Origin of the sequence: Thermoflexus sp., assembly GCF_042408365.1 — a bacterium.
Lineage (GTDB): Bacteria > Chloroflexota > Anaerolineae > Thermoflexales > Thermoflexaceae > Thermoflexus.
In genome coordinates this window covers 1-4,013 of the sequence record NZ_JBHOQJ010000196.1, presented here as the reverse complement: position 1 = coordinate 4,013, position 4,013 = coordinate 1, and the positions used below count along the sequence as shown (strand labels likewise).

Below are 4,013 nucleotides of genomic sequence, written 5' to 3'. Positions count from 1 at the left end.
CCTTCGGGTCGGCGGAGGAGACCCGCTTCCCGGGCCGACCGCCTCCACCCGGATCGTGCCCGTGGGGAGCGGCCGGGCGGGGACGGGGAGTTTCCCAGACCGGAACCACCGCCAGGCGGTGAGATCGCGGATCCCTTGCCTTCGAGCCTAGTCGGAAAGCTTCATCGCAATAAATGATAACAAAAACGGCAGCAGTTGGCAGCCCCAGTTGTAGGCGAAGCGGGCGGCGCCCACGTGCTTGGCCAGGGCCATGCGGGCGGCACGGTTCGGGCCCAGCTCAAAGCGGAAGGCCTGCGTTACCCGCATCCCATCGTCTCCAGGGCCCGCTTGGCCCGGTTCCGGGCCGAACGGCGCCCGTACAACCGCCCGCAGGCAGAGGTGAGAATCTCCAAAAGATCCCGCACCAGGTCGTCCTTCACCTCGCCTTCTTCCACAATGACCACGCTCTTGCCTGCTGACGCTAGGGCTGCCTCCCCCATCTCAAACCCAAACCGGGCCAGCCGATCCCGGTGTTCCACCACGATCCGGCTCACCTGGGGGTCGCGGAGCACGCGTCGCCGCTTCCTCCGCTTCCCATTCAGCCCGGAAGCGATCTCGGCCACCCCCTCGAAGTCCACCCCACCCTGCTCCCGGGCGAACGCCTCCAGGCGCTGCACCTGGCGCTGGAGGTCCTCCTTCTGGTCGGCGGAAGAAACCCGTGCGTAGAGCACCATGCGCCCTTCTGGGTTGGGTTCCTCCACCAGGATGGTGCCGCTAAGGAGTTGCCGGGCGGGCACGGGGAGCTTGCCCGCCCGGAACCACCGCCAGGCGGTAAGGTAACGAACGCCTTGCTTGCGCGCCCAGTCGGAGAGCTTCATGACTGAAATGAATGATAACAAAAACGTCAGCTGTTGTCAACCCCTGCGGACGGGCCCCTCGGCGCCCTTCATGGCTGAAATGGATGATAATAAAAATGGCAGCTGCTGGCAACCTCCTTTCCGGATCCTCTGCAAAAGCGGGAAGGAGTTCAGTGTCCCCGGCGCCCGGTCCAGTTCCTACATGCCCCGAGAACGGGAACGTTTCCCTTTCTTCGATCGTCCCCCGAAGGGTGTGGATAATCCGGCGGCCTGGCGAATGCGAACAATCCAACCCCTACACAGGTGCCGCCGCTCCATCCCGCGGCCACACCCCACCGAAATTCCCCGTGGAGAAATCATTCCCGTTTGATTTTGGGGGCGAGTCGAGCCCCTTCGGCACCGACTCGCCCCCCAAATGCTTTTGATCCCCCCAAGGGCTGTGGGGAGGGGGGATCAATGGGGGTGGGGCCATTGGCTTCTCACCGCCCCCTACCCTCAAAACAAAAGTTGAAGGAGCACTGCCCGAACGGCATATAACAAAAACGGGCCGGCCTGAACGCCGGCCCGCTGCGCCCCCTCCGGGATTCGAACCCGGACTCTGCCGCTTAGAAGGCGGCTGCTCTTTCCATTTGAGCTAAGGGGGCGATGAACATCCATGTACAATTTTGGAAAGAAACATCAAAGCATGAGGTAGGAAAAAAGTCACAGGGGAAGATCCAGTCGGCCGTTCAATGATCGATGGATCTTAAAGCGATCTCAAAAAGGAAACCGAGGAGGCCCAGAGGGAGGATACGCCCGGCTGGGGAGCGCCTGGGCGTGTTACGTTCCGGATCGATGGAGGATGTTCCAGTCCGGCCATTCGTGATACCTGCCGTAAAATGAGTTAGCAAAACCCTTGAGGAAGCTGGCTCTACAATAACATAATCTGGCAGAGCTGTCAAGGTCGATGATTTCACGAAGCGCCCTTCCTCCAGCGGGTACAGCTCCGGATTCGGTGCCACCATGGGATCCTTAAACGGTTTGTTGAAAACCCTTGAATCAGATCCAGCGCTCGGCCAGACGGTTCAGGCTCTGGAAACTGAGAGGCGCCCCCGGATGGCGCTTCCCCGCGCGGCCTGGTCTTTCTGGATCGCCGCGCTGGCCCAGCGGGCTTCCCGGCCGGTCCTGATCGTGGCCGGGACCGCGGAACGAGCCCAGCTGCTCACCCAGGATCTGGCGCTCTGGCTGGGTCCGGAGCGGATCCACCGGCTGCCGGAGCCCCCTGCGCTTCCCTACGAGCGGGCTCCCTGGCCCCCGGAGATCCGGGCGGAGCGGTTGACGGCCCTGGCTGCGATGGCCGGCCTGAACGGTGACCCCGCGCCGGTGGTCGTGGCCTCCACCCGCGCCCTCCTGCTCCGCACGCTCCCCCCGCGGCTTTTCCACCGGCTGCGCCGGATCCTGCGGGCCGGCCAGGACCTTCCCATGGAGGGGTTCATCCGCTATCTCCTGGAGGCAGGTTATGAACCGGTCACCACGGTGACCCATCCCGGACAGTTCGCCCGCCGCGGAGGGATCGTGGACCTCTTCCCATCGACTGCTCCGGAGCCGGTCCGGATCGAATGGGAAGCGGATCGCATTGCCAGCATGCGAGCCTTCGATCCAACCACCCAGCGGACCCTTCGGCCGGTGGAACAGGTTCGCATCCTGCCCGCTCGGGAGGCGCTGCCGACGTACGGGCCTGCGGTCGCGGAGCAGCTCGCAGCCTGGCGGCCATCGGCGGAGGCCCCCGCCGAGGCGGAAGCCCTGGAGCGGGAACGCCAATCGCTGGCCCAGGGAATGCCGTTTCCATTGCTGGAGTTTTACCTTCCCTATTTTTATGGGGATGCCACTACGCCCATCGCGTATCTTCCGGAAGAGGCCTGGGTGATCCTCTTGGACGAATCGGAGATCCAGGCGGCATGGGGGGAGCTGATGGAAGAGGCGCAGGAGCTCCGAGCCCGCGCCGAGGGCGCGGGGTTCCTTCCCCCGAATTACCCGGATCCGTTCGTAAACCCTCCGCTGTGGGAGACCCATCTGCAACAGCGGCCCATGCTCCACATCACCGCCCTCCCCGAAGCGGGTGGGTTCCCCGCTTTCCCCATTGAAGCGCCGCCTCGGTTCGGCGGACAGCTCCAACGGATCCTGGAGGACGTGGCCCGGCGTCTGCATCTGGGCGAGGCGGTGGTGATCGTCAGCCGTCAGGCCGCGCGCCTGGCCGCCGTCTGGGCGGATCACGCCCGGGGCCTGGAGGAGGCCGCCCAGGTGGTCGAGGCCCTGGACGCGCCGCCCCTCCCCCGCCGGGTTTACTTCGTGAACGGGGCGCTGAGCGGGGGGTTCCTGTTCCGCTCGAAGGATGGCCATCGCCTCGCGCTGCTCACCGACGCGGAGCTCTTCGGGGTGTTGCGTCCTGTCCCCTGGCGTCGGCGGATCCGGCGAGGGCCTCCGCCGGAGTGGATCCGGGAGCTCCGGGAAGGGGACTACGTCGTCCACGAGGACTTCGGCATCGGGATCTTCGACGGGCTGGTCCGCCTGAACCTGGACGGCGTGGAGCGGGAGTATCTGGTGGTGCGCTACGCGGGCAACGACCGCCTCTACGTGCCGGTGGATCAGGCGGATCGGGTGAGCCGCTATGTAGGGCCGACGGATCAGCCGCCGGAGATCCATCCTCTGGGCGGCGGGGATTGGGCGCAGGCGCGGGCGCGGGCCCGCCAGGCCGCCGCGGAGGTCGCCCGGGAGTTGCTGGAGCTTTACGCCCGGCGGGAGGTGGCCCAGGGCCACGCGTTCTCACCGGACACCCCGTGGCAGCGGGAGCTGGAGGCTTCCTTCCCCTTCATTGAGACGGGGGATCAGCTGCGGGCGATCGAGGAGGTCAAGGCCGATATGGAGCAGCCGCGGCCGATGGATCGGCTGCTGTGCGGGGATGCCGGGTTCGGGAAGACGGAGGTAGCCCTGCGGGCGGCGTTCAAGGCCGTGATGGACGGCAAGCAGGTGGCCATGCTGGCCCCCACCACGATCTTGGCCCACCAGCACTACGAGACCTTCCGCGCCCGCCTCGCCCCCTTCCCGGTGGTGGTGGAGGTCCTCACCCGGCTCCGCTCGCCGAAGGAGCAGGCGGATATCCTGCGCCGGCTGCGGGAGGGGGAGATCGATATCCTGATC

General features: G+C 65.9%; 2 protein-coding genes, 1 tRNA gene and 1 pseudogene. 1 reads left to right on the top strand and 3 read right to left on the bottom strand.

The annotated features are described in order from the left end of the window. Positions 1-201: 201 nt before the first annotated feature. The 3 genes and pseudogenes from ACFMO5_RS09340 to ACFMO5_RS09330 all read right to left on the bottom strand — a co-directional run. Positions 202-306 (bottom strand): annotated as a pseudogene (locus tag ACFMO5_RS09340) (helix-turn-helix domain-containing protein); the annotation flags it as partial. After that, positions 297-857, bottom strand: a complete 561-nt coding sequence (locus ACFMO5_RS09335; RefSeq protein WP_376792480.1) for an IS607 family transposase — start codon at positions 855-857, stop codon at positions 297-299. The pseudogene ACFMO5_RS09340 and the gene ACFMO5_RS09335, both read right to left, overlap by 10 nt. Before the next feature lie 549 nt (positions 858-1,406). After that, positions 1,407-1,480, bottom strand: a tRNA-Arg gene (locus tag ACFMO5_RS09330). 451 nt (positions 1,481-1,931) lie between these two features. Here ACFMO5_RS09330 and ACFMO5_RS09325 point away from each other — a divergent pair. Then, positions 1,932-4,013, top strand: a 2,082-nt coding sequence (locus ACFMO5_RS09325; RefSeq protein WP_376792479.1) for a CarD family transcriptional regulator, incomplete at its 3' end; no start/stop codon positions are given.